At 44.8% G+C, this 4,217-nt stretch carries 4 protein-coding genes; 1 reads left to right on the plus strand and 3 read right to left on the minus strand.

The features are described 5' to 3' along the window. Positions 1 to 264: 264 nt before the first annotated feature. Positions 265 to 1,809 (minus strand): gamma-glutamyltransferase, encoded by a 1,545-nt coding sequence (ggt, locus tag EWV66_RS11815; RefSeq protein WP_287108732.1) that lies wholly within the window; start codon positions 1,807 to 1,809, stop codon positions 265 to 267. On the opposite strand from ggt, the gene EWV66_RS11820 reads away from it, so the two are divergent. Beyond that, entirely contained in the window at positions 1,799 to 2,074 is a 276-nt protein-coding gene (locus tag EWV66_RS11820; protein WP_287115967.1) for a hypothetical protein, read from the plus strand. The two genes, ggt and EWV66_RS11820, sit on opposite strands and share 11 nt — an antisense overlap. 13 nt (positions 2,075 to 2,087) lie before the next feature. Here the strand turns inward: EWV66_RS11820 and lpxD are convergent, their stop codons facing one another. Further along, positions 2,088 to 3,119, minus strand: coding sequence for a UDP-3-O-(3-hydroxymyristoyl)glucosamine N-acyltransferase (lpxD, locus tag EWV66_RS11825; RefSeq protein ID WP_052277221.1), 1,032 nt, complete (start codon positions 3,117 to 3,119; stop codon positions 2,088 to 2,090). A 191-nt stretch (positions 3,120 to 3,310) separates the two neighbouring features. Then, complete coding sequence (locus EWV66_RS11830; protein WP_249265001.1) at positions 3,311 to 3,811, minus strand: all3515 family Zur-repressed PEP-CTERM protein; 501 nt, start codon at positions 3,809 to 3,811, stop codon at positions 3,311 to 3,313. Positions 3,812 to 4,217 lie beyond the last annotated feature (406 nt).

The following is a 4,217-nucleotide window of genomic DNA, read 5'->3' on the forward strand; positions in this document are numbered from 1 at the left end:
TCAACCTTATTTCCTAGAAAGTTTTACTCGTTCAAGGCCGAATTTGAATTCTTTTCTGAACAAAACCCCCTACTATCTGTTGTCAAGGTTCAGTTTTTAGCTTGGTTATCGCTTTTTCCGTTGTAGCTTAAAGCCGTCCTAAAAGGACGGGGTTTTAACCCAAATTTTCGATAAATCTTTGTCGAATCAGGGTAATCCAGAGTTTGCTAAAGTTCTTAAGGTTTTGCAAGCACTTGGGTTACGCCTGCAAGTTGTACCCATTATCTAAAAATCCCCCATCACTAAGCCTACTCCATCCCGACGCGGATCGCCCGTAGCGGTTAACTCCCCCCAATCATTCACTGCCACCCCATGCACACCCCCAAAAAACATATTTTGTTCTTGCCACCGGGATACTTGAGTATTTGCGGGTAAAACCAGATTTTCGAGCAGATTTTCCCGATCTTCTAGGGTTTCAATCCCTAATTGTTGATTTTCCCAATGTATGCGCGAGGCAGCGATCGCATAGGGTAGAGATTGCCGAAAATCGATTAAATTGCTAATAACCTGTAAAATAGCGGTGCGAATGCGATTGGAACCCCCAGAACCGAGAACAAATCGCGGCTTTTCTTCCTCTAAAATCATCGTCGGCGACATCATTGAGGATAAACGACGATCAACGGGCCAATTGTGAAAACCAAAGGGATTTAAGTCCGCTTCCCCGATCATATTATTGAGCATAATTCCCGTCCCCGGCACGGTATAAGCCGATCCTTCGCCGTTGGAAAAGGTGGCACTGGCGGCGTTACCTTCCCCATCGATAACACTAATATGGGTGGTACTGCCCCATTTATTGGGATATTTGCCTAAAAATTCTGGTGAGAGGAACTTATCTTCGATTCCCTCCTGATGGATAAAATTATCGTAGCCTTGGGCCCGAGCTTGATTGGTTAAGGCCATCACTTCGGTTAAAATTTGCAGATGTTTGGCTCCTAGATGCTCTAAAGCCGATAAATTGACTCTTTCCAGTAATTTTAGGGCAAAAGCCAGGAGAATTCCTCCAGAACTAGGAGGCGGATTAGTCAGGATTTCGTAACCTCGATATTGGCTTTTTAGGGGTTTTCTCTCAAGGACTTGGTAATGATTTAAATCCTCTAGGGTGAGATAACCACCCTCCTGCATATCCTTGGCAATTTGGTGGGCGATTTCTCCCTCATAAAAGTCTTTTACGCCTTTTTTGCTTAATTCCTCTAAGCTGTTGGCAAAATCCCTCATCACACAGCGATCGCCAGCTTGGAGGAGTTTTCCTTGCGGGGCATAGACTTTTAAACCCTCTCTATCTTTGAGCAGGATCGAAGCGAGTAAACCCAGGCAAAAGCCGTTATATTGGCTCAAAATGTAGCCTTGACGAGCATATTCGATCGCTGGTTCCGCTACCACGGCAAAGGGCAATTTTCCCAGTTTTTTCTGCACTGTTTCCAATCCCCGTAACGCCCCGGTCGTAGCGACCGCACCTCGGCCAATGTGAAAATCTTGACTAGCACCACCAAAATCGATCGCCACTGGGTAAAAGTCGATATTTGTCAAGGGTTTTTTATATTTTGGAGTTTGACAAAAAAAATCAAAAAGGGTATTGACTTTTTCTTTGGTATGTGCTAGTAAAAAACCGCCGCCCCCCGCCGAAGCGAGGGTGAATTCGACCACGAAAGCCGCTAAAATCGAGCCAACTATCGCATCGAAGGCATTTCCGCCCATTTCTAAGATTAATTGTCCAGCTTCGGCAGTTTTTGGATGTCCTGCGGCGATAGCGCCCTTGCTTTTGCGAGTCACTTTGATTCAGTTATCAGTTATCAGTTATCAGTTATCAGTTATCAGTTATCAGTTATCAGTTATCAGTTATCAGTTATCAGTTATCAGTTATCAGTTATCAGTTATCAGTTATCAGTTATCAGTCAGTGGGGAGATGGGGAAGTGGGGAAGTGGGGAAGTGGGGAAGTGGGGAAGTGGGGAAGTGGGGAAGTGGGGAAGTGGGGAAGTGGGGAAGTGGGGAGAAGGGAGAATAAATAAAAATAATCTCCTGACTCCTGTCTCCTGACTCCTGAATAGGGCTATTTTTTTAATTGCTTAACCGCTTGATAGATTTCGGGTAAACGCTTGTAAGCGGCTGCTACCTTGAGGAATAGTTTATGCGGCATAGCGGGAGAGCCAGAAACCACTTCTCCTGCCCCGATATCGTTGTGAATGCCGGTTTGGGCTGTTGCGATCGCACCGTCCCCGATCACGGCTTGATTGGCAATGCCCACCTGTCCTGCTAAAATAACGCGATTGCCCAATTTTACGCCTCCTGCCATGCCCACCTGTCCTGCTAGGGCGCAAGCTTGGCCAATTTGGCAATTATGGGCAATATGGACGAGATTATCGATCTTAGTCTGGCTACCGATGCGGGTTTCTCCCACTGCCGGACGATCAACCGTGCTATTACAGCCAATTTCTACCCCATCTTCTAAGACCACGATACCCGATTGTTCCATCTTAAACCAGCCTTCGGGAACTGGCACAAAACCGAAGCCCTCCGCACCAATAACAGCGCCACTGTGGATAACGCAATCATTGCCGATTTGTACCCGTTCATGGATGGTACAGTTAGCGTGGAGAATTGTGCGATCACCAATATGCACTCCGGGGTAAATAACGGCGTTAGGATGAATGCACACCCCATCACCGAGGGTGACATTGGCTTCTACCACGGCATGGGCCCCGATGGCGACTTTATGGCCGATTTTAGCCGATGGATGCACCACGGCGGTGGCGTGAATGTAGGGTTGGGGCTGAAAGGGTTGATAGAATAATTTGATGGCGTGGGCGAATAAAAGTCGGGGATTGGCACTAGCTAACCAAGCGATGCCGCGTTCGTCGGCCTGTTGTTGTAAATTGGTATCCAGGGGCAGAATTAGGGCAGTAGCGTCAGTTTTGGCGACAAAGGCAGCAAATTTTCCCCCTTCGATATAGCTAATGGTATCGACTAGGGCGGTTTCGATGGGAGTTATGGCTTTAATTTGGGGATTTCTGTCGGGATAGGCGGTCAAACTCTGGGATTGTACTAAAGGACTTAATTTTTGGGCAATTTCACTAAATTTCATAAATATATATTGCGATCGAGATAGGGCTTATCCTAGGATAGTTTAAAACTATACTGATAATCTTGTCGTTATTATAGTCAAAAAAGTTGCCAGTTTTTTAGGGAATAATTCCTGTTTTCCATTTCAACAAAGCCGATGTCGATCTGGAGCGGTTTTGGGGATAATTTTGCTCTCTCCAAAACCGATTGGTTTTAGTTTTTACTACTCGATCGAGTTAATAAAACTGACCCGAACAGTATTAAGGCGATCAGAGTTGATGGTTCGGGAACTGTTTGAAAATCTAGGTTAAAAATTCCTGACTCTCCCCAAGAAAGGCTAAGATCTACCAGCTTAAAACTGGCTGAATATTTTCCCGGTCGAGAGGCAAGAAACTTCGGTAAAAAGGAGAAGTTATCACCAGTCCCGATCGCATAGATATCGCCAGCATTAGCTAAAATTGTCTGTCCTAAAGAGTTAGCTACGGTTAATCCATCACTAATCTCTAACAGTTGTAAGGATAGGTTGGCATTACCTAAAGACCGATTCCACCGTCCCCCAGAACTGTTAAAAAGAGCTTGTTCTCCCAAGTCAGAGGAATTATTAATAGTTGCCACTGATTGCATCAGTAGATTGCTATATTCCTCCCCAGTGGCACCACTAACAAAACTATTCTGAAAAATTCCTTTTCCTGCAATTAAGGAGAGAGGAGGCAATAGAGACCTGTAGAACCATGATTTCTCTCTTTAATTAGAACAATAATCATTATCATCTTAGCGGAAAACCCTTGTTCCGATTCACTTTTGCCAACAAAGTTAATTTAAGTTAACAGGAACAATGCTGTCTGAATAAGTTGCCCGCGCATCTAATATGGGTCTAGGTCGATAAAAGAACAGGCAACAAACAAAGCTGTAAGTAGGGAGGCACAATTATTTGTAGGATGGGTTAGCGGTAGCGTAACATAATCGGGCGTTGGGTTTCATGCCTGACAGGGGGACAAGCAAGCTGAAAAGCTTATGTAGCATGGAATACAGACACAGACTCCCAAAAAAGATAAGTCATATTTACCATATATGACCTAAATAACGAAAATGATAAGTGAACTATACCAGAAAGTGTTAG

The sequence above is a fragment of the Microcystis sp. M_OC_Ca_00000000_C217Col genome (genome assembly GCF_007095585.1).
Taxonomy (GTDB): domain Bacteria; phylum Cyanobacteriota; class Cyanobacteriia; order Cyanobacteriales; family Microcystaceae; genus Microcystis; species Microcystis panniformis.

Excerpts from the sequence above, each read along its gene's own strand:
- lpxD (WP_052277221.1), bottom strand. The coding sequence starts at position 3,119 with ATGAAATTTAGTGAAATTGCCCAAAAATTAAGTCCTTTAGTACAATCC.